Raw genomic sequence first — 20,240 nt, forward strand, 5'->3', positions numbered from 1 at the left:
TCCAGCGGACCGCCGGAAGGAACCGGCCGGTCAGTAGATCAGTTCGTTCTCGCCGCTGCCTTCGGCAATGACCAGTTCGCCGCGCGCCGCGAGATCCTTGGCGAGCTGGACCATATACATCTGCGCCTCGTCCACATCGCGGACGCGGACCGGACCCATGGCCGCCATGTCCTCGCGCAGGATCTTGGCGGCGCGTTCGGACATGTTGGAGAAGAACAGGTCCTTCAGCGTCTCCGACGCGCCCTTCAGCGCGGTGCCCAGCTTCTGCTTGTCCACCGTGCGCAGCAGGGTCTGCACGCCCGAGGGATCGAGCTTCGACAGATCCTCGAAGGTGAACATCAGCGACTTGATGCGCTCGGCGCTGTCGCGGTTGCGTTCCTCCAGCGCCGCCATGAAGCGGTGCTCGGTGGTGCGGTCCAGGCCGTTGAAGATCTCCGCCAGCATCTCGTGGCTGTCGCGGCGGCTGGTGCGGGCGAGGTTGGTCATGAACTCGGTGCGCAGGGTGCGCTCGACGTCGTCCAGCACCTCCTTCTGGACCGCCTCCATGCGCAGCATGCGCATGATGACCTCCATCGCGAAGCTTTCCGGGAGCTGGGTCAGCACGCGGCCGGCATGCTCGGGGCGGATCTTCGACAGCACCACCGCGACGGTCTGGGGATACTCGTTCTTCAGGTAGTTCGACAGGACCGATTCGTTGACGTTGGCCAGCTTGTCCCACATGGTCCGGCCGGCCGGACCGCGGATCTCCTCCATGATCTGGTCGACCTTGTCCTTGGGCAGGGTCTTCAGCAGGAGGCGTTCCGTCGAATCGAAGGAGCCGACCAGCGAACCGGTCGCCGACATCTGCTCGGCGAATTCCACGAACAGGCGCTCGATCAGGTTGGCCGACACGGTGCCCAGGTTGGCCATCACCTGGGACAGCTCCCTGATCTCCTCGTCGTCCATCAGCGAGAACAGCTTGGACGAATGCTCCTCGCCCAGCGCCAGCATCATGATGGCGGCCTTTTCCGGGCCGGTGAGGGTCCGGTAATCCTCACGAACCTTCAGTGCCATGTGTCCGCCTCCACCATTCCGCCTGCGCAACGGCGCCGCGCGGGAATGCGGCGGCCAGCCCCTGAACTGTCCTTACGTTGTAATACGATCCGAATGGGGGTTCCATCCCTCCGGAGGAGCAAAGAAGAGACAAGTTTAGACAAATCCCTTCCTTGCCCCCGGAGGGCCGGTTCAGCCGAAGCGCTTGCGGATCACCGCATAGACCGCGCGCAGGCCCAGCGCCTCGCCGCCTTCCGGCCGGCCGGGCCGGGAGGAGGCGTTCCACGCGTAGGTGTCGAGGTGAGCCCAGGGGGTTTCCTTCGACACGAACTCCTGCAGGAACAGACCGGCGGTGATGGCGCCGGCGAAGCCGTTCGAGGTGACGTTGCCGATGTCCGCCACCTTGCTGTCCAGCCCCTTGCGGTAGGGCGCCCACAGCGGCAGCCGCCACATCGGGTCGTCGACCGCCGACCCGGCCTCGGTCAGGTCGGCGGCCAGCCCGTCGTCGTTGCTCATCAGCGCCGGCAGGTCCGGGCCGAGCGCCACGCGGGCGGCACCGGTCAGGGTGGCGAAGTCGACCAGCAGGGCCGGCTTTTCCGAGTCCGCCTCGGCAAGCGCGTCGCACAGGATCAGCCGGCCTTCGGCATCGGTGTTGCCGACCTCGACGGTCAGGCCCTTGCGCGTCTTCAGCACGTCCTGCGGCTTGAAGGCATCGCCGGACACGACGTTCTCCACCGCCGGGACCAGCACGCGCAGCCGCACCGGCAGCCCCGCCATCATGATCATGCGGCCGAGCGCCAGCGCATGGGCCGCACCCCCCATGTCCTTCTTCATCAACAGCATGGCGGAGGACGGCTTCAGGTCCAGTCCGCCGGTGTCGAAGCACACGCCCTTGCCGACGATGGTGACCTTCGGATGCTGCGGGTCACCCCAGCGCAGGTCGACCAGCCGCGGCTCGCGCGGGCTGGCGCGGCCGACGGCATGGATGGCGGGATAGTTGCGGTCCAGCAGGTCGCGGCCGACGGTCACCTCGACCGTTGCGCCGAACTCGCCGGCCAGATCCTGCGCCGCCTGTGCCAGTTCGGCCGGGCCGAGGTCGCTGGCCGGGGTGTTCACCAAGTCGCGCACCAGGAACGTGGCGGTCGCCGCACGCTCCACCTCGCCGCGGTCCGCCTCGGCCGGCCAGACCAGGCAGGCGAAGCCCTTCTCCGGCGGTTTCCGGTAGCGGCTGAAGCGGTAGCTGCCGAGCGCCCAGCCCAGCGCCGCCCGCGTCGCCGCCCGCGCGTCCATCGCCGCTCCGGTTCCGGCCAAGTCGATCCTGTAGGAGCCGGCCGGCAGGGCGGCCGGCAGGCCGGCGAAGGCCCACAGATCGTCTATGGCCGACACGCCGGCCAGGACGCGGGCGATGGCGCCGTCCGGTCCCGGCAGGAAGGCGGTCGACCCGGCGTCGCCGGTGAAGCCGACCGCCTTGACCCAGGACGCCACGGCCGGCGTCTGCGATGCCAGCCAGTCGGCCAGCCCGGCCTTGGTCATGGGGGTAAGGGCGACGGTATCGGCGCCGTCGCCGGCAAGCAGGGTGGCGAGCAAGACGAAGAATCCCTTCTCACGAGGTCGCATCACGCATCCGGTGCGGATGTCCGTCACCAGAGGATGGCGCGCCGGAGGCCGGCTGGAAAGGGGGCATGTCCGCCGGGCGCGCCGTCCCGGCTGTTGCCCCCGGCGCGGGCCGGCTGCATGCTCGCTCCCCCCTTCCTCGTCCACGCAAGAGCCCGCGATGTCCGACCTGACCCTGATCCTCGGCAACAAGGCCTATTCGTCCTGGTCCCTGCGCCCCTGGCTGGCGCTGAAGCAGGCCGGCCTCCCCTTCACCGAAACCGTCATCCCGCTGCGCCAGCCGGACACCGCGGCGCGCATCCGCAGCCATTCGCCCTCGGGCCGGGTACCCTGCCTGATCCATGGCGGCATCACCGTCTGGGACTCGCTGGCGATCTGCGAGTATGTGGCGGAAATCGCCCCCGGAGCCGGGCTGTGGCCGGCCGACCGGACGGCCCGCGCCGTCGCCCGCTCGATATCGTCGGAAATGCATTCCGGCTTCGCGTCGCTGCGCAACACGATGTCGATGGACCTCAAGCGCGACCGCCATGGCGAGGGCATGACGCCGGAAACCGCCGCCGACATCGCGCGCATCGAGACGCTGTGGGCCGACGCCCGTGCCGGTTCCGGCCGCGGGAGCGAAACCGGCGGCCCGTTCCTGTTCGGTGGCTTCACCATTGCCGACGCCATGTTCGCCCCGGTGGTCACCCGCCTCGAAACCTACGGGGTCGCGGTCAGGCCGGAGACGCGCGCCTACATGGACGCCGTGCTGGCGCTGCCGGCGCTGCGGCAGTGGATCGCGGACGCGAAGGCGGAGCCCTGGGTGCTGTAGCTCCGGGCGGCGACCGCCGGTGGAGCGTGCCGGCCGGCCCGGTTGACGAGGCCGGTCCCGGTCCCCATCCTGGGGATATGTGCGGACGCTTTGCCATTCACAGCCCGACCGACCAGATCGCCGCGCGCTTCGGCACGGTCGGGCAACTTCCCGAGTTCGGGCCGCGGTACAATGCGGCGCCCCTGCAGATGCTGCCGGTGGTCCGCGCCCATCCGGAGACCAAGGAGCGCAGGCTGGGCCTGCTGCGCTGGGGCCTGCTGCCGGTCTGGTCGAAGGACGCCGCCGGCGCGGCGCGGATGATCAATGCCAGGGCCGAGTCGGTGCCGGAGAAGCCGGCGTTCCGATCGGCCTTCCGCAAGCGCCGCTGCCTGATCCCCTTCGACAATTTCTATGAATGGAAGGCCGACGGGAAGGCCAAGCAGCCCTATGCGATCGGCACCACCGGCAACGAGAAGCCGGACGCGTTCGCCGGCCTGTGGGAGGGATGGAAGGATCCGGCCACGGGAGAGTGGCTGCACACCTTCACCATCATCACCACGACCGCCAACGACGCCACGCGGGACGTCCACGACCGCATGCCGGTGATCCTGCCGCCGGCCGATTGGCCGGCGTGGCTCGGCGAGGAGGAGGCCGGCGACGATCGCCTGGTGGGGCTGATGCGGCCCTATCCGGCGGACCGGACCCGGCTGTGGCCGGTCCACCGCGATGTCGGCAACGTGCGGAACGACCGCGTCGACCTGATCGAGCCGATCAACCCGGCCTGACGCCTGGGCCGGCCTACGCCCGCGTGGGTGAGGCTCCGCGGCCAGGCGGGAGCCGGGGATCCGGAAGCGGGTGTGCGGCGCCGTGCGTTTCATATGAAACGCACGGCGTTGTGGCCTTCGTTCGACGATCCTGTTCACGCTCCACATCGATTCCGGTTTCACGCGATCCGATCTGAAGATGCCCGCCTTACGGAAGCGAGGCGGGCAGTTCCGCAGGGAGGGAACCCGTTCCCCGATCATGCCGGGAGGTCGCAAGACGGTCCCGCGCCGGAAGAGAGGCTGCCTCCCGGAGCTGGGAAGGATACGGGGACTCTGGTCCAGCGGAGAGGAAGGATAGGCGGGCAATCAGCCAGGCAGTGCCCTCACCGGCCGTTTCGGTGAATTGGTCACCGGCAAGCGCCTTGTCCGCAAGGATTGCGCTTCGATATGATGCATACGCCGAATCATCAGGAACAAGGTCATATGGAAGAGTGGGAGTCGTTCGCCAGCAAAGCCAGGATCAGGCTGGCAGAAACGCCAGATGGTCAAGACACGGTCCAACCGGTCGCGCCGCTTTCCATTTCGGATTCCCGGGAAATAGGAAGCGTTTCCGGCGAGCTCCGGCATCTGGCGGACAAGGAGCTGTTCGACTTGCAGTCGGCGACCCTCTCCGCCCTTCAGGAGTCCGGTAATTCGCAGATCGTGCAGGCGCATCTCGCCGGGCTCATCGCCATGCGCAGGGAAATGCGAAGGCGTTGGAGCGAGAAAGGCGCCGAGGCATCCGAAGGCAATCCGCAGTTCACGGACGCACCGGCCGAACTGAAGCCGATCCTTATCGTCGAGGACAATCGAAGGGATCTGGAACTGGTGCTCGAGGCCTTCGGCCAAGTGGGGTTGGAAAACGACATCGTGATCGCGAACGACGGCGAGCAGGCACTGTCGCGCCTGTTCAACGATGGTCCCGGGCGCGTGCTCCCGGCGGTCATCCTTCTCGACCTGAAGCTCCCGAAAATCGACGGGATGGAGGTCCTAAGGAGGATCAAGGCTGAGCCGGCCACCAGAAAGCTCCCCGTCGTCGTGCTGACCTCCTCGCGGGACGAGAGGGACCTGGAGGCATGTTATGAGGCAGGCGGCAGCGCCTATGTGGTGAAGCAGACGAGGTTCGAGGATTTCGTCGCCTCCGTCCGTTCCCTTGCCGCCTTCTGGGCAAGGGAGAACCTCACGCCTCCATGACCTCGGCCATCTCGGCCGGACGCCGCGCCGATGGGCGTGGCGGACAAGGATGCTCTCTTTCAAGATAGGGGTGTGCCGTATGGGCGATGCGAGGTGGGCCGGGTTAGGGTGTTCATGACAGCTCGCATACTGTCATCCATGCAACTCGGGCGACCGCTATCCCGCAGGTCGCCCCTTCTTTTCCCAGCGCTCCCGTCATACGACCGGCACCGCCCCGACCGCTGCACCTTTGGCCGAGAGCTGGCTGAGTTGCCTATTCTGCGGGGAGAACGATTACATCGCTGAGCTGATTTATCTGCAGACTCAGGCTGAACTAAAATGACGCCATGATGGATAGCCATTCTGACGACATTGAAGAGTTCATGGACGATCTTCGCGCATGGGCTCTGAATACTCGGACCTGGGTCAGGAACGTTCAATCCCTATCTGCCGGGCAGAGGAACGGAGCGGCGGAGCTGCGGTTGGAGGCCGAAGAAATACTGCATGAAGTTCGGCGCCGTCGCTGGATTGAGTCTGACGCGAGCAGGCTCTGATGAACTCGCCTCCACCATCGGGACCAGGTTGTGATGGGAGCGGCATGGGAGATCGTGCCGAAACACACCCCCACAGCTCCTGCCCGGATGCGGTCCGGCAGCGTCGATCCAGGACGTTACGGTCGGGCTACCGCTGAGCGGGTAGAGTCCGGCTGAAGCGCCGCGGTTTCGTTGCTGCTGGCGTTGGTGAAGGCGCGTGCGGCAAGCTTGGCCGCATGAGCGGTCGCGGCATGTTCCCTGGTCGGGAGAAGAGAATCGGCCTTGGGCAACCGCGCGGCGTGGCGTGCTCGACGATACGGACGACCGTTCCGACCGGACGGCATGGCGGGTGACCGCTCGCTCTTACAGGGGCGAGCCGGCAAGCTGGGGAGCGTTCTTTTCCCTGAGTTCCCCCAGCCCCTGACCACATAAAAAAACCGCCGCTAATCCGATGGATTAGCGGCGAGTTGAACAGGGAGGCTTCACGTCTGGGAGACGCTGGGTCCGAGGACCCAACCCCGAAGGAGAACCTTCGGGACGAAACATCGAATGCTGCGTCGCAACATCCAACGATCAAAATTTGACCATTCTGCTGCCAACTTTCCAGGCATAAATGAATAAATCTACCATGCAAGCGACGCATGGCTTGCTCGAAAGCTGAAATTGCTAATAAAAATGCCGAAACCGACCAAGCTGCCTCCGAAAGATGGGGAAACCGGGTCGATTTCGGCAATGCTATTGCAACGCTTCGAAAATAGCCCCCGATCAGAACGGGGTCTCTGCCACTTTTTTAACCAGGAAGTCGCGGAAGACCGCGATGCGCTTGGAATGGCGCAATTCTTCGGCATAAACGAAGTAGGCGTCGACCTTCGGCCCGTCGACGTCGGGCATGATCCGCGTCACGTCCTTGGAGAAGCTGTCGACCAGGAAGTCCGGCAGGGCCGCGATGCCCAGCCCGCTCTCCACCGCGCGGTAGATGGCGTAGACGCTGTTGACCTGCAGGATCGGCCGCCGGTTGGGCGACGGTTCCCCCATCTCCATGATCCAGTTGACGTTGGGGATCGGTGCCCGCACGTCGGGCGGATAGGCGATGATGTCGTGGTTGTCCAGGTCCGCCAGGGTCTTGGGCGTCCCCCGCTTCTTCAGGTAGTTCTGGCTGGCGTAGAGATGGAAGCGGATCGACATCAGGTGCCGCTGGATCAGGTCGGGCTGGCGCGGCGTGTTCATGCGGATGGCGATGTCCGCCTCGCGCATCGCCAGGTCCAGCTCGTTGTCGTCGATCAGCAGCGTCAACTGGATGTCGGGATAGATCGACATGAACTCGTTGATGCGCGGCGTCAGCCAGGTCGATCCGAAGGCGACGGTGGTCGTCACCCGCAGCGGACCCTTCGGATGCTCCCGGCTCTCGGTCAGCATCGCCTCGGTCATCGACAGCTTGGCGAAGACGTCGCGGGCGGTCCGGTGCAGCAGTTCGCCCTGCTCGGTCAGGATCAGCCCGCGGGCGTGGCGGTGGAAGAGTGGAACGCCCAGACTTTCCTCAAGTGCGCTGATCTGCCGGCTGACCGCCGACTGGCTGAGGTTCAGCGTCTCGCCGGCGTGCGTGAAGCTGCCGGCTTCGGCCACCGCATGGAAAACCCGAAGCTTGTCCCAATCCATCATGCTGTCCCGCTCCGTAGCGCATTGACCCGGAGCCTCCCGTTTATCTTGAAGTCGGCGCATGGCCGCTATGCATGTTTATACCGGGAACGCGCCCGGAACGCACGTGCTACCAACCCTCACTCGCACGAAAATTAATCATGATCGCCGGAATTATTCTCATCCGAGCACCCCGCTATCTTTCCATGCATAGGCTGGAAAACTGGCGGAGACGACTGCGAACGGGGGAGGGCTGGGGCATGACGATCATCGAAGGTTGTGTTATCGTGAGGTGGTGAACGCTTCGGGCGCAATGTCGTGGTTCGATCCCGTCCTGTCCCGCCCATCTTCCACCGGAGCACCCGCAATGTCGATAAGGCCGTTGTCCGGACAATTTGCCGCGCTTCTTTCCAACTCCCCGTTGGCGGCCGGCGGGAAGCCGGGGCGGCCGGAGGACATCGGCGGCGCGCTGTTCAAGGCGACGAACGGCAAGCCGGGCGGGAGAGGGAGCGGGCCGGTCGACGACGTCGCCTTTTCCAAACAGGCGCTGGCGATGCTGAAAAGCGGCATGGGGACTCCGGCGGCGGCATCCGGCACATCGGCCGGCACATCGGCCGGCATATCCGCAGGGACGGCTCCGGCACAGGGCGCCGCCCCGGCCGGCGCCTCCACCAACGCCCCGGCCGACAGCCGGGCACAGGCACGGCCGTCGGACCCGCCGCCATGGAAGATGCGCGTCGAAGGTGAAATCGACCTGCCGAGGTTCGATTCAAACCAGTCCGACGACGTGATCGCGTATGGCTCCGCCCTGATGGAGCATCATCGCGGGCGCGCCGATTATGTACGCGGGGAGTTCGGCCGGCTGGGCGGCGAGGATACCGATTACGGCCTCGTGCTGTCCGGCGACATCGCCGCCGCCATCGACAAGACCATGGCGCTCGACGGGGTGGCGCTGCCGCAGAAACCGGCCTCCCTGCTGGCGAAGGAGAAGGAGGGCGACGCCGGCCCGCCCGCCATGCCGGAAGGAACGGCAAACACCTCGATGATCACGCTGGCCCTGCCGAACGGGCAAAAGGACGGCTATGACCAGATCGAGATCATGTTCGACGACAGGATGATGGACAAGCTCGCCGGGATGTCGGCCGAGGACGTGAAGGCGGGCATGGTGGACATGCTGGCGGGCAGCGGCCGGGGAGCGGCCGGCAACGAGGCGATGAAGGGCGGCATGATGGGGAAGTTCATCGAAGAGAACGCGGCCTGGCATCCGGAATACGCCAAGTCGCAGGCCCGCTACGGCCTCTTCGATCCCGATCAGGGCACCGACCGGCAGCCTCTGATGATGATCCAGTCGCAGACGCGCTCCGGCTACGTGCGCGAACATGTCGGGGAACTGGTCGAGGCGGTGATGGGGCTGTTGCGCGGGCTGGCGCCCGGCACCCCTGCCGCCACCCCGGCAACCGCGCCCGCCGCGGGCTGACGGCTCAGTCGGCGGCGTCGGAGAGGGCGGCGGCCTTGCCGGCGGCGGCGCGGTCGGCGTGCTCGTCGACCTCCCGGCCATCGTCCCGGCCGACGGCTGGAGACGCCGCGATCCTGCGGCTGCGATGCCCGCTGATCTCGGCGCCGGCATCGGCGGGCAGGCGCCAGAAGAACAGGCTGGACAGGCACGCCATCAGCCCGACCGCCAGGAAGGCCGGAACGAAGGCGGCCGGGGTCAGCGCGCCGCTTCCCCCGCCCATCCCCCCGCCCATCCATTGCGTGGTCAGGTGCAGCGCGGTGGCGCCGACGGCGACGCCCAGGCTCAGCGACAACTGCTGCATCACGCTGGCCAGCGTGTTGGCGCGACTGGTCATCGGCTGCGGCACCTCGGCATAGGCGAGGCTGTTCAGGCCGGTGAACTGCAGGGAGCGGAAGAAGCCGCCGACCAGCAGGGCGAACAGGATCAGCAGGTGCGGGGTGTCGGGACGGAAGGCGCCATAGCTGGCGAGAACCGCACCGCTGATCAGCGCGTTCAGCATCAGCACCCGGCGGAAGCCGGCGCGGCGCAGGATGGGGCCGGCCAGCGCCTTCATGGTCAGGGCGCCGGCGGCTCCGGCGAAGGTCAGCGCCCCCGACTCGAAGGCGGTCAGGCCGAAGCCGATCTGCAGCATCACCGGCATCAGGAAGGGCACGGCGCCGATGCCGATGCGGAACAGCGTGCCGCCGAGCACCGAGGCACGGTAGGTCGGCAGCCGGAACAGCGACGGATCCAGCACCGGCCGCACCACCCGGCGGGCATGGCGGAAGTAGGCGAGCGTCGCCAGCAGCGCCACCGCCAGCAGCCCCGCCACCGCCGCCGGCGGCAGCAGGTCACGCCCGACATTCTCGAACCCGAACATGAAGGCGGCGAGCGCCAGCGCGCTCCACACGAAGCCGCGCGCGTCGAAGGGATCGCGCTGCTCGTCCTTCAGGTTCGGGATCAGCGCCAGCACCAGCCCGATGCCGATCATCCCGATCGGCACGTTGATGAAGAAGATCCAGCGCCAGGAGGCATAGGTGGTGATGGCGCCGCCCACCAGCGGCCCCAGCGCCGGGCCGACCAGCGCCGGCAGGGTCATCCGTGCCATGGCGCGGACCAGTTCGCCCTTGGGCACGGTGCGCAGAAGGATCAGCCGCCCGACCGGCACCATCATCGCCCCGCCCAGGCCCTGGACGATGCGGGCGGCCACAAGTTCGGCCAGCCCGTTGGACAGGCCGCAGGCGACCGACCCCAGGGTGAAGACGCCGATGGCGCTGGCGAACACGGTGCGCGCGCCGAAGCGGTCGGCCATCCAGCCGCTGACCGGCAGGAAAACCGCCAGCGCCAGCATGTAGGAGGTCATCGCCAGGCTGAGCCGGAGCGGATCCTCCCCCATCGACTGCGCGATGCGTGGCAGTGCGGTGGCGATCACCGTGGAGTCCAGATTCTCCATGAACAGGGCGCAGGCGATGATCAGCGGGGTAACGCGAGACATGGGACGGACCGGCAGGACGAGATAGGCAATCACACGAATGTGAGGCGTTCCGCCACTTTGACCATCGCCGATGTGAAGGCCCTGCCATGCGAAAGCCGGTCCGCCCCCTCCGGCGACTCCCGGTCGGCCGCCGGACTCAGCGGTCCGACAGCGCGAACTCCACCGCCGCCTGCGTGTGCAGCCGGGTGGTGTCGAAAACCGGGAAGCCCGGCAGGTCGGGCTGGTCGATCAGCAGGAAGATCTCGGTGCAGCCCAGGATCACGCCTTCGGCGCCCTGTCGGCGTAGGGTGTCGACGACCTGCAGATAGCCGGCCTTCGATGCCGGCCGCAGGTCGCGGCGGACCAGCTCGTCGAAGATGACGCGGTCGACGAAGCCCTGATCGGCTTCGTCCGGCACCAGAAGCTCGATGCCGAAGCGGTCGCGGAAGCGCTCGCGCAGCATGTCCGACCGCATGGTCGGCGCGGTGCCGAGCAGGGCGACCCGCTTCAGCCCGGCCCGCAGGATCGCCTCGCCCGTCGGGTCGGCGATGTGGATGAAGGGGGTGGGACGGCCGGCCATGATCGGCTCGACCACCCGGTGCATCGTGTTGGACACGCAGATGACCAGATCGGCGCCCGCCCGTTCCAGAGCGTCGACCTTTCCGGCGAGATAGCGCTCCGCCGTCTCCCAGTCGCCGGTGCGGACGAAATGCTCGATGTTGCCGAAGTTGACGCTGACCACGACGATCTCGCCGTTGTCCCAGCCGCCCAGCCGGGTGTTCAGCCCGTCGTTCAGCAGCCGGTAATACTCCCCGGTCGCCTGGTTGCTCATGCCGCCGAGAACGCCGATGGTCTTCTGGGGCAGGGGGCGGGTCGTCATCGTGGCAGGTCCTTTTCTCGCAGTGGCGCCTCCTTCCGGCGCGGGCCGGGGAGCGAGGCGGCGGTGAAGGGCAGGCATTACACGGATGTCGCGGCCATGGCGACCGTTCACCGGGCAAGCGCCGGGATTTCCCCCTGCGATGGCCCCCGGCGACGGCCCCCGGCGGGGCGGCCGGAAGCCCGTGGTCGCCGCGGCGCTCCCGCGCCTCACCGCCCGCCGAACACCGGCTTCCGCTTCTCCAAGAAGGCGCGGTACCCCTCGCGGAAGTCGTCGGTGCCGAAGCAGCGGTAGCACTCGGCGATCTCGGCCTCCGTCAGCGGGGCCGGGTCGGCCAGGCGGCGGACATAGCGCTTGTGCAGGGTGGCGGCCAGCGGCGCGCCGGCGGCGATGCGCTGGACGGTGGCGGCGATCTCCGCCTCGAACCCCTCGTCGGGAACGACGCGGTGGACGAGGTTCTTGTCCCTGGCCTCCGCCGCGCCGAAGACGCGGCCCTCAAGCAGGATCTCCAGCGCCGCCGGGCCGCCGGCGACGTCGGCGACCAGCTTCAGCTCCGTCGGCCCCATGGAGATGCCGAGCCGGCTGACCGGCACGCCGAAGCGGCTGCCCTGCGAACAGACCCGCAGGTCGCAGGCCAGCGCCACCGCCAGCCCGATGCCGCAGCAGGGGCCGTCGATGGCGGCGAGCACCGGATGGCGCAGCCCCCGCAGCCCGTCCAGCCCCTCGTCCATCAGGTCGCCGTAGGCCGCTCCCTGCTCCGGGCTGTTGCGCTCGCTCTCGAACTCGGAGATGTCGGCGCCGGGGGAGAAGGCGCGGGTGCCGCCATCACCGACGGGGCCGCCGCGCACCACCACGACGCGCACGCCGCCATCCCCCTCCAGGGCCGCCAGATGGGCGTTCAGCGCGTGCCACATCGGCTTGTCGAAGGCGTTGAGCCGCCCGGGGTTGGACAGGGTCAGGGTCGCGACCACGCCGTCGCGGCCGAGGGTGACGGTGCCGGCCATGCCGCGGTCTCCATCCGTTGGCGTATGGACGGAACCATAATCCAGGGCCGCGGAGCGCGGCTTGCGGAAAAAAATCCGGGAGGTGCGAATTTTCCTCTTGCGGCGCAGGCCGCGTTTCCGTAGAAAGCGGCTCCCGGACGACGGGAGCGCGGGCGTAGCTCAGGGGTAGAGCACAACCTTGCCAAGGTTGGGGTCGAGGGTTCGAATCCCTTCGCCCGCTCCAAGTCGCCGGAAAACAGGGCAAGCGATCCAAAGGGCCGGGCGGCGACGCACCGGCCCTTCGCTTTTCCGGAGGCGGCCCGATCCGCTTCCATCGCGATGGGCTGGCATCCCGTATCGACACCTGCCCTCCGGCGCGCTAGATCCCTTCCATGACCGACACCTCCCTCGCCGCCCGCGGCGTTGCGCTCGACCTGCTGCGCGACGTGCTGCGCAAGTCCGTTCCCTTCGACGATGCGTTCGACGCGCATCCCGAGCTCGCCTCGCTGCAGCCGCGCGACCGCGGCTTCGTCCGCCTGCTGGTCGCCACCGTCCTGCGCCGGCTGGGGCAGATCGACGAGCTGATCCAGTCCTGCCTGGCCAAGCCCGGACTGCCCAAGGCGGCGATCCACGACATGCTGCGGCTCGGCACCGCGCAGCTCGTCTTCCTCAACACCCCCGCCCATGCCGCCGTCGATACGGCGGTGGAGCTGGCGGCGGCGCGCAATGCCGCCCCCTACAAGGGCCTGATCAACGCCGTCCTGCGCCGCATCGGGCGCGAGGGGCCGGCGATGGCCGAGGCGCAGGACGCCGGCCGGCTGAACACCCCCGACTGGCTGTGGCTGTCCTGGCGCACCGCCTACGGCACCGCCCGTACCCGCGGCATCGTCGAGGCGCACCTGCACGAGGCGCCGCTCGACATCACCGTCAAGTCCGATCCCGCGGCCTGGGCCGAGCGGCTGGGGGCGACGCTGCTGCCGACCGGCACGCTGCGCCGCCCGCCCGGCGGCCCGGTGACCGAACTACCCGGCTTCGAGGAGGGCGCGTGGTGGGTGCAGGATCTCGCCGCCTCGCTGCCGGCCAAGCTGTTCGGCCCGCTTGCCGGCAAGCGGGTGTTCGACCTCTGCGCCGCGCCGGGCGGCAAGACCGCGCAGTTGGTGGCGCAGGGCGCGCAGGTCACCGCGATCGACCGCTCGGCCCGCCGGCTGGAGCGGGTGACCGAGAACCTGAAGCGCCTGCACCTGGAGGCGGAGGTGCTGGCCGCCGACGCCGCCACCTGGGAACCGGAGGAGCCGGCCGACGCGGTGCTGCTGGACGCCCCCTGCTCGGCCACCGGTGCGGTGCGGCGCCACCCCGACATCCTGCGCGTCAAGACGCCGGACGACATCGCCAAGCTGGCCCGTGCCCAGGGGCGGCTGCTGGCCCGTGCGGTCGACCTGGTGAAGCCCGGCGGCACGCTGGTCTACTGCACCTGTTCCATCCAGCCGGAGGAGGGCGAAGCCCAGGTCGCGCGGCTGCTGCAGCAGGACGGCCGGGTCGAGCGCTGGCCGGTCGCCGCCGACGAGTTGGGCGGCCTGTCCGAACCGATCAACGCGGCGGGGGAGGTGCGGTCGCTGCCGGGCATGCTGGCGGACGCCGGCGGGATCGACGGCTTCTTCGTGGCGCGGCTGCGCCGCCGGTCCTGACGCCCGCCGTCCGCCCCGCCGCTGCCCTCCATTGCCCGTCGCGACGCCGGGCCGCAAGCTGCCGCAAGTCCTAGGACCTTGTTTCGGTTTTGCGAGTCTGGAATAAAACCCAGGGCCGTCTTGCGGTGCGGACGGCGAATTGATACGACACCCCTCATGCTTCCCTCCGCGTTTCATCGCCCTTCGTCATCACTCTCCGCCGGCCGCCGACGCCGTCCGCGGTCCTGAAGGAGTCGGCGCGCATGGGGGACGGGAACGGACGGTTTCGCAGCGGCATGGCACGCCTTGCCTATGGGAACCCCCTCTATGCCCTGATGCTGGGCGGCAAGGCGCCGGGGGCGCTGGCGGTGATCCCGCCCGATCCCTGGCCGGGCGACGCCGACAACGGCGCCGCCATGCTGGCCGGCCGGATGCTGTTGGCCGGGCAGGCCATCGGCGTCGATCCCAACGCAACGCCGCACTGGCGCCCCCAGGGCGCCTCGGCCGGCTGGCTGCGCGCCGCCCACGGCTTCGAATGGCTGCGCGACCTGCGCGCCGTCGGCGGCGACGCGGCGCGGCGGCGGGCGCGGGTACTGGTGTGGTCGTGGCTGGACCAGAATGCCGGCTGGCATGCCCAGAGCTGGGCGCCCGACGTGCTGGGGATGCGGCTGGCGAGCTGGATCGGCCTGCACGACTTCTACTGCGCGTCGGCCGACGACGAGTTCCGCGCCCGGGTGTTCGAGAGCATGGCCCGCCAGCTCCGCCACCTGCTGCGGGTGCTGCCGGCCAAGCTGGACGGCGAGCGGCTGATCGGCGCCGTCAAGGGGCTGCTCTACGGCGGCTTCTGCCTGCCCGACCAGGACAAGGCGGCGCGCGAGGCGCTGCGGCTGCTCGACCGCGAGCTTCCCCGCCAGATCCTGCCCGACGGCGGCCATGTCGAGCGCAACCCCTCCATCCAGCTCCGCGTTCTGCGCGACCTGATCGACATGCGCGCCGTGCTGCGCGTCGCCCGGGAGGAGGTGCCGGAAACCCTCCAGCACGCCATCGACCGGATGACGCCGGCGCTGCGCTTCTTCCGCCATGTCGACGGCGGCCTCGCCCTGTTCAACGGCGGGCGGGAGGAGGAGCCGGCGCTGATCGACACCGTCCTGGCCCAGGCCGACGCCCGCGGCCGCCCGCTGAAGAGCGCGCCGCACACCGGGTTCGAGCGACTGATCGCCGGCCGCACCCTGGTGCTGCTCGACACCGGCGCGCCGCCGGCGGGCGGGCTGGACCGCACCGCCCATGCCGGTACCCTGTCGATGGAGGTCTCCGTCAACAAGGAGCGGCTGATCGTCAATTGCGGCAGCCATCCCTCCAACCGCGGCGCCTGGCGGGCGGCGCTCGCCGGCACCGCCGCCCATTCGACCATGGTGGTGGCCGACACCAACTCCTCGGAGGTGCTGGAGGCCGGCGGTCTCGGCCGGCGGCCGACCCACGTCGCCTGCGAGCGGCAGGAATCCGACGGCGCCATGCTGGTGGTCGCCACCCACAACGGCTACAGCAAGGGCTTCGGCCTGCTGCACCGCCGCCGCGTCTATCTGGCCGACAACGGCGAGGACCTGCGCGGCGAGGACACGCTGGAGGCGGTGATCGGCGCCACGCCGCAGCCCCAGCCCTACGCCATCCGCTTCCACCTGCACCCGGAGGTCAAGGTGGTGCCCGTCCAGAGCGGCGACCAGGTGCTGCTGCGCCTGCCCAGCGGCAATTCCTGGCGCATGCGGGTCACCGGCGCGGTGCTGGAGGTGGCGGAGAGCATCTATCTCGGCAGCGGCGAGGAACCGCGCCGTACCCGCCAGATCATGATGCAGGGGCAATGCGGCCCCGAGGGCATCACGGTGAAATGGGCCTTGCGCCGGGAGCGCAAGGCGGCGTAAATCCCCGGCCATCCGCGGTGGCCGGACCCGTTCCAGACAGGGAGGGGTGTGGAAACACGGATGAACACGGGATTTCAGGCACGGACGACCACGGGACTCGACCAGCCGTGCTTATCCATGTCCGTCCGGCGGTGCGCCGGCATGCGGGCAGGGATAAGCATGGCAGAGCGGCATTTCCGTGGCCGTCCGTGCTTTTCTTCTTCCGTGCTTGTCCGGGTTTCCCCGGTCGCCTGCGGCTCAGCCAACGCCAGCAGCGATCAGGATCCGCCATGAGCCCGCCCAAAGCCAACCACGCCCCCGCCCCGGACAAGGTCCGCATCACCCGCGCCCTGATCTCCGTGTCCGACAAGACCGGACTGGTGGAGCTGGGCAAGGCGCTCGCCGCCCGCGGCGTCGAGATCCTGTCGACCGGCGGCTCGGCCCAGCGGCTGGCCGAGGCCGGCGTGCCGGTCAAGGAGGTCTCCGACCACACCGGCTTCCCGGAGATCATGGACGGCCGCGTCAAGACGCTGCACCCGCGCGTCCATGGCGGCATCCTGGCCCGCCGCGACATCCACGCCGACGCGATGGCCGAGCACGACATCCCGCCGATCGACCTGGTGGTGGTGAACCTCTATCCGTTCGAGGCGACGGTGGCCAAGGGGGCGGCCTACGACGACTGCGTCGAGAACATCGACATCGGCGGGCCGGCGATGATCCGCGCCGCCGCCAAGAACCATGATTTCGTCGCCATCGTCACCGAGCCGTCCGACTACGAGGCGGTGATGGACGAGCTGGCGACCAACGACGGCTGCGTCACCCTGGCGCTGCGCCGCCGGCTGGCCCAGCGCGCCTACGCCCGCACGGCCGCCTACGACGCGGCCATCTCCACCTGGCTGGCCGGCCAACTCGGCGAGACCTTCCCGCCGCGCGCCACGCTGTCGGGCACGCTGGCCCAGACCCTGCGCTACGGCGAGAACCCGCACCAGCAGGCGGCCTTCTACGTCACCGGCGAGAAGCGCCCGGGCGTCGCCACCGCCGTCCAGCTCCAGGGCAAGGAGCTGTCCTACAACAACCTGAACGACACCGACGCCGCCTTCGAGCTGGTCGCAGAGTTCGAGCAGCCGGCCGTCGCCATCATCAAGCACGCCAACCCCTGCGGCGTGGCGCAGGGGGCGAGCCTGCTGGACGCCTACCGGTCGGCCCTGCTGTGCGACCCGGTCAGCGCCTTCGGCGGCATCATCGCGGTCAACCGCGTGCTCGACGCCGAGACGGCCGAGGAGATCTCCAAGCTGTTCGCCGAGGTGGTGATTGCGCCGGACGCCGACGAGGCGGCCCGCGCCCTGCTGGCCGGCAAGAAGAACCTGCGCGTGCTGCTGACCAAGAACGTGCCGAACCCCGCCGAGGCGGGGATGATGGTGAAGCAGTTGTCGGGCGGTTTCCTGCTGCAGAACCGCGACAGCGGGCGCGTCGACCCGGCCGAACTGAAGGTCGTCACCAAGCGCGCGCCGACGGAACGGGAGCTGGCCGACCTGCTCTTCGCCTTCCGCGTGGCCAAGCACGTCAAGTCGAACGCCATCGTCTATGCCAAGAACGGCGCGACGGTGGGGGTCGGCGCCGGCCAGATGAGCCGCGTCGACAGCGCCCGCATCGCCGCCATCAAATCGGCCGAGGCCGCCAAGGCCGCTGGCCTGTCGGAACCGCTGACCAAGGGGTCGGTGGTCGCGTCGGACGCCTTCTTCCCCTTCGCCGACGGCCTGCTGGCTGCGGCGGAGGCGGGCGTCACCGCGGTGATCCAGCCCGGCGGCTCGATCCGCGACAACGAGGTGATCGCCGCCGCCGACGAGAAGGGGCTGGCGATGGTGCTCACCGGGATGCGCCACTTCCGGCATTGACGGCCGGCGTGATGCGGATGTGAAGGGGGCGGTTCCCCTCCGCCCCGACCCTCCCTCTCCCGCGAACCGGGGGAGGGGTAGGGAGGGGGCAGCAGGCCTTACGCCTCGGCCAGCAGCTCGTCGGAGTCCTCGACCCGCTTCAGCATCGACTGGCGCAGTTTCAGCAGGGCCCGGTGCTCCAACTGGCGCACGCGTTCCTTGCTGACGCCCAGTTCGCGGCCGAGCTCCTCCAGCGTCGCACCTTCCTCGCGCAGGCGCCGCTGGCGGATGATGGTGCGCTCGCGCGGGCTCAGTTCGCCCAGCGCCTCGGCCAGCCACTGCGAGCGGGTGTTGGCGTCGCGCATCCCGATCACCACGTCCTCGGGCGAGGGGCGCTGGTCGGCCAGGAAGTCCTGCCAGTCGTCGTCGGAGCCGTCGGCGACCGGCGTGTTCAGCGACTGGTCGGAGCCGGACAGCCGCATCTCCATCGCCTCGACCTCCGCCACCTCGACCTGGAGCTCGCCGGCGATCCACTCGCGGCCTTCCTTGGTCAGCGGCGCGCCGCTGCCGTTGCGGGTGGCGCTGTCGATCTTGGCGCGCAGGCGGCGCAGGTTGAAGAACAGCGACTTCTGCGCCGCCGTGGTGCCGGTGCGCACGATCGACCAGTTGCGCAGGATGTAGTCCTGCATCGCCGAGCGGATCCACCAGGCCGCATAGGTGGAGAACCTCACCTCGCGGTCGGGCTCGAAGCGGCTCGCCGCCTGCATCAGGCCGACGTTGCCCTCCTGGACCAGGTCGCCCATCGGCAGGCCGTAGTTGCGGAACCGGGATGCGGTGGCCACCACGAGACGGGTGTAGGCCCGGACCAGTTCATGCAGGGCCCGTTCGTCGGCATGGTCGCGCCATTTGCGGGCCAGTTCGAATTCATGATCGCGCGTCAGCAGAGGTTCGCGCATCGATGCCTTGATGAAGCTCAGATTCGCACGCTGAGTCTCCGGATCGTCAATGTATGCCATCCGTCTCTTCCTTCCCGTCTGGGCGGCATCGTGTTCCTTCGCATATCCCCGTAGCCTGGGTCTTCCGCTCCATCGCCGCCCACCCGCGGCCGATCCCGCCGGTTTAGACAACAAACATGTGCGCGCCCTGTTGCGGAATCATACGCAGGTGTAGGAGCACCGGATCACATTAGGTCAGACGAATCTTGCGGAGGGCGTATTCCCAATGCCGCCCGCGACGGCGGGCGTATTCCCGGTCCGTCAGCGCGGGAACGGATCAGACCTGGAAAAGGTCCAGCATCTCGCCAAAGGAATCGAAACAGGCGCAGACCAGATGCCCGCTTCCGGAATGCCCGCTTCCCGAATGCCCGTCGCGGCCGCAGCCGCCATCGAGCGTCACCGTCACCGGCCCGACGTCGACGCCGCGGCCCGGCGTCCAGGCCGGATCGAAGCCGCGCACCAGCCGGCGGAAGCCGGCATAGGGCTCCTCCAGCCGGGCGAAGGCGGCACTGCCCCACCAGAAGGCGTCGCCCTGGATGGCCAGCGGCTTGGCGGGATCGATGCCGGCGCTGACCAGCAGCAGGCTGCCGCCGCCCCTGCTGCTGCTTCTCCCGCCGGCGGCGCGGCCGCCGCTCTCGTCGCTGCCGGTGTAGGCGGCCCGGCGCAGGGCGTTGAACAGCGCCTCGTGCCCCGGCCGGGCGGCCACCGCCTCGCGCAGGGTCCGGGTCCAGCGCCCCAGCATCACGGCGCCGCCGCGTGCCGCCGCCCTGCCGGCATCGGGAGCGCCGCCATAGGCGGCGAGCGTCGCGGCGACCCCCTGGTGTAGCATCCAGTCCAGCACGCTGCGCGGATCGGGGGCGAAATGGAGTTGCAGCAACTTCTGCCACATCTCCTCCTGCTGGCCGCGCAGGTAGACGATGTCGGAGGCGAGCATGCCGGGCATCGACAGCAGGGCGATGCGGAAGGCCAGGAGCCGGTCGATGGTCTCCAGCACCCGCTCGCCGTGGCCGATCATGTTGCCGAGATAGACCAGCCGGTCGCCGGGACGGAACCGCTGCCCGATGGCATGGTGGATCACGTCGAGGCGGTCGGGCTGGGCATGGATCGCCCCCACCGCCCAGACCCGGCGCGGCCGGCCGAGCGGGGCGAAGCGGCTGTCGTCCTCGGCAGTCATGGCATGGGCGGCAGTATAGGGTGCGGCTGTCGTTCCAAGGCGTGGCGGCAGGCCCAAACTCTACCCCCTCCAGGTCGGCTCGCCGACGGTCATCCGCAGGCGGCCGGGAGTTTAGGCGCCCAGGGCCGGGGAAACAAAGGCCAAAAGCGAGACGGGCGCGCGGCCCGATGTAGCAGCCGCGCGCCCGTTCGTGTCACGGAGGGGATGGAGGTGAGGAACGGCCCGAACC

15 protein-coding genes and 1 tRNA gene are annotated in these 20,240 nt (G+C 69.0%); 8 read left to right on the forward strand and 8 right to left on the reverse strand.

Annotated features, from left to right (window positions below; all coding sequences use genetic code 11):
- Positions 1-30 precede the first annotated feature (30 nt).
- Positions 31-1,053 (reverse strand): flagellar motor switch protein FliG, encoded by a 1,023-nt coding sequence (gene fliG / locus J2850_RS12920; protein ID WP_209982231.1) that lies wholly within the window; start codon positions 1,051-1,053, stop codon positions 31-33.
- 171 nt (positions 1,054-1,224) lie between these two features.
- A complete protein-coding gene (locus J2850_RS12925) occupies positions 1,225-2,619 on the reverse strand; it encodes a leucyl aminopeptidase family protein (protein ID WP_209982535.1) in 1,395 nt (464 codons plus the stop codon).
- Between the two features lie 187 nt (positions 2,620-2,806).
- Here J2850_RS12925 and J2850_RS12930 point away from each other — a divergent pair, with 187 nt between their 5' ends.
- The 3 genes from J2850_RS12930 (at position 2,807) to J2850_RS31755 (ending at position 5,433) form a co-directional block, all read left to right on the forward strand.
- Complete coding sequence (locus J2850_RS12930) at positions 2,807-3,457, forward strand: glutathione S-transferase family protein (RefSeq protein ID WP_209982234.1); 651 nt, start codon at positions 2,807-2,809, stop codon at positions 3,455-3,457.
- A 77-nt stretch (positions 3,458-3,534) separates the two neighbouring features.
- Entirely contained in the window at positions 3,535-4,221 is a 687-nt protein-coding gene (locus J2850_RS12935; RefSeq protein ID WP_209982236.1) for an SOS response-associated peptidase, read from the forward strand.
- Between the two features lie 426 nt (positions 4,222-4,647).
- A complete protein-coding gene (locus tag J2850_RS31755; RefSeq protein WP_246513038.1) occupies positions 4,648-5,433 on the forward strand; it encodes a response regulator in 786 nt (261 codons plus the stop codon).
- Positions 5,434-6,710: 1,277 nt separating this feature from the next.
- On the opposite strand, the gene J2850_RS12945 is transcribed toward J2850_RS31755, so the two are convergent.
- Positions 6,711-7,601 carry a LysR family transcriptional regulator gene (locus tag J2850_RS12945; RefSeq protein WP_209982539.1) on the reverse strand — a complete coding sequence of 297 codons (891 nt, stop codon included), beginning with the start codon at positions 7,599-7,601 and terminating at the stop codon, positions 6,711-6,713.
- A gap of 346 nt (positions 7,602-7,947) precedes the next feature.
- On the opposite strand from J2850_RS12945, the gene J2850_RS12950 reads away from it, so the two are divergent.
- Positions 7,948-9,057: a hypothetical protein gene (locus J2850_RS12950; protein ID WP_209982238.1), complete on the forward strand. Its 1,110-nt coding sequence runs from the start codon at positions 7,948-7,950 to the stop codon at positions 9,055-9,057.
- A gap of 4 nt (positions 9,058-9,061) precedes the next feature.
- Here J2850_RS12950 and J2850_RS12955 read toward each other — a convergent pair whose 3' ends face one another.
- The 3 genes from J2850_RS12955 to J2850_RS12965 all read right to left on the reverse strand — a co-directional run bounded on the left by J2850_RS12955 (position 9,062) and on the right by J2850_RS12965 (position 12,430).
- Positions 9,062-10,570, reverse strand: coding sequence for a DHA2 family efflux MFS transporter permease subunit (locus tag J2850_RS12955; protein ID WP_209982239.1), 1,509 nt, complete (start codon positions 10,568-10,570; stop codon positions 9,062-9,064).
- Between the two features lie 136 nt (positions 10,571-10,706).
- Entirely contained in the window at positions 10,707-11,429 is a 723-nt protein-coding gene (locus J2850_RS12960) for an aspartate/glutamate racemase family protein (protein WP_209982241.1), read from the reverse strand.
- A gap of 206 nt (positions 11,430-11,635) precedes the next feature.
- The gene (locus J2850_RS12965) at positions 11,636-12,430 is read right to left on the reverse strand and encodes an enoyl-CoA hydratase-related protein (protein ID WP_209982243.1); all 795 of its coding nucleotides are present in this window, start codon (positions 12,428-12,430) and stop codon (positions 11,636-11,638) included.
- 148 nt (positions 12,431-12,578) lie between these two features.
- On the opposite strand from J2850_RS12965, the gene J2850_RS12970 reads away from it, so the two are divergent.
- The 4 genes from J2850_RS12970 (at position 12,579) to purH (ending at position 17,863) form a co-directional block, all read left to right on the forward strand.
- Positions 12,579-12,653, forward strand: a tRNA-Gly gene (locus tag J2850_RS12970).
- A 148-nt stretch (positions 12,654-12,801) separates the two neighbouring features.
- Positions 12,802-14,094 carry a 16S rRNA (cytosine(967)-C(5))-methyltransferase RsmB gene (rsmB, locus tag J2850_RS12975; RefSeq protein ID WP_209982244.1) on the forward strand — a complete coding sequence of 431 codons (1,293 nt, stop codon included), beginning with the start codon at positions 12,802-12,804 and terminating at the stop codon, positions 14,092-14,094.
- Between the two features lie 275 nt (positions 14,095-14,369).
- Positions 14,370-15,989, forward strand: a complete 1,620-nt coding sequence (locus J2850_RS12980) for a heparinase II/III family protein (RefSeq protein ID WP_246513039.1) — start codon at positions 14,370-14,372, stop codon at positions 15,987-15,989.
- Between the two features lie 269 nt (positions 15,990-16,258).
- On the forward strand, positions 16,259-17,863 hold the full coding sequence (purH, locus tag J2850_RS12985; RefSeq protein WP_209982249.1) for a bifunctional phosphoribosylaminoimidazolecarboxamide formyltransferase/IMP cyclohydrolase: 1,605 nt from the start codon (positions 16,259-16,261) through the stop codon (positions 17,861-17,863).
- A 98-nt stretch (positions 17,864-17,961) separates the two neighbouring features.
- Here the strand turns inward: purH and J2850_RS12990 are convergent, their stop codons facing one another.
- Together J2850_RS12990 and J2850_RS12995 are read right to left on the reverse strand one after the other, a co-directional pair.
- Complete coding sequence (locus J2850_RS12990) at positions 17,962-18,858, reverse strand: RNA polymerase factor sigma-32 (RefSeq protein WP_209982251.1); 897 nt, start codon at positions 18,856-18,858, stop codon at positions 17,962-17,964.
- Positions 18,859-19,114: 256 nt separating this feature from the next.
- Positions 19,115-20,011, reverse strand: coding sequence for a metallophosphoesterase family protein (locus J2850_RS12995; protein ID WP_246513040.1), 897 nt, complete (start codon positions 20,009-20,011; stop codon positions 19,115-19,117).
- Positions 20,012-20,240: the final 229 nt, after the last annotated feature.

Origin of the sequence: Azospirillum picis, from assembly GCF_017876115.1 — a bacterium.
Lineage (GTDB): Bacteria > Pseudomonadota > Alphaproteobacteria > Azospirillales > Azospirillaceae > Azospirillum > Azospirillum picis.

Bases quoted from the DNA above. Each gene is read 5' to 3' on its own strand.
- fliG (WP_209982231.1), bottom strand. From the start codon at position 1,053: ATGGCACTGAAGGTTCGTGAGGATTACCGGACCCTCACCGGCCCGGAA.
- J2850_RS12930 (WP_209982234.1), top strand. From the start codon at position 2,807: ATGTCCGACCTGACCCTGATCCTCGGCAACAAGGCCTATTCGTCCTGG.
- J2850_RS12935 (WP_209982236.1), top strand. From the start codon at position 3,535: ATGTGCGGACGCTTTGCCATTCACAGCCCGACCGACCAGATCGCCGCG.
- J2850_RS31755 (WP_246513038.1), top strand. From the start codon at position 4,648: ATGATGCATACGCCGAATCATCAGGAACAAGGTCATATGGAAGAGTGG.
- J2850_RS12945 (WP_209982539.1), bottom strand. From the start codon at position 7,601: ATGGATTGGGACAAGCTTCGGGTTTTCCATGCGGTGGCCGAAGCCGGC.
- J2850_RS12950 (WP_209982238.1), top strand. From the start codon at position 7,948: ATGTCGATAAGGCCGTTGTCCGGACAATTTGCCGCGCTTCTTTCCAAC.
- J2850_RS12955 (WP_209982239.1), bottom strand. From the start codon at position 10,570: ATGTCTCGCGTTACCCCGCTGATCATCGCCTGCGCCCTGTTCATGGAG.
- J2850_RS12960 (WP_209982241.1), bottom strand. From the start codon at position 11,429: ATGACGACCCGCCCCCTGCCCCAGAAGACCATCGGCGTTCTCGGCGGC.
- J2850_RS12965 (WP_209982243.1), bottom strand. From the start codon at position 12,430: ATGGCCGGCACCGTCACCCTCGGCCGCGACGGCGTGGTCGCGACCCTG.
- rsmB (WP_209982244.1), top strand. From the start codon at position 12,802: ATGACCGACACCTCCCTCGCCGCCCGCGGCGTTGCGCTCGACCTGCTG.
- J2850_RS12980 (WP_246513039.1), top strand. From the start codon at position 14,370: ATGGCACGCCTTGCCTATGGGAACCCCCTCTATGCCCTGATGCTGGGC.
- purH (WP_209982249.1), top strand. From the start codon at position 16,259: ATGAGCCCGCCCAAAGCCAACCACGCCCCCGCCCCGGACAAGGTCCGC.
- J2850_RS12990 (WP_209982251.1), bottom strand. From the start codon at position 18,858: ATGGCATACATTGACGATCCGGAGACTCAGCGTGCGAATCTGAGCTTC.
- J2850_RS12995 (WP_246513040.1), bottom strand. From the start codon at position 20,011: ATGACTGCCGAGGACGACAGCCGCTTCGCCCCGCTCGGCCGGCCGCGC.